Raw genomic sequence first — 210 nt, forward strand, 5'->3', positions numbered from 1 at the left:
CACCTCAAGCAAATCTCAAGCGTGACAGAAAAAGGTCGACATGCCGTTGTGATCATGGATGGTGCGGGATGGCATACTGATGACGTCGCGCATCAATTTGAGAATGTCAGTATCATCAAACTGCCTCCCTATTCTCCTGAGCTTAATCCAATAGAGCAGGTATGGCGTTGGTTGAGACAACGCTGTTTAGCCAATCAAAGTTTCAGAGAT

At 46.2% G+C, this 210-nt stretch carries 1 protein-coding gene; it reads left to right on the plus strand.

Annotated features, from left to right (window positions below; all coding sequences use genetic code 11):
• Positions 1 to 210, plus strand: a 210-nt coding sequence (locus tag EA58_RS21475) for a transposase (protein WP_200872219.1), incomplete at both ends; no start/stop codon positions are given.

Source organism: Photobacterium galatheae, assembly GCF_000695255.1.
Taxonomy (GTDB): Bacteria; Pseudomonadota; Gammaproteobacteria; order Enterobacterales; family Vibrionaceae; genus Photobacterium; species Photobacterium galatheae.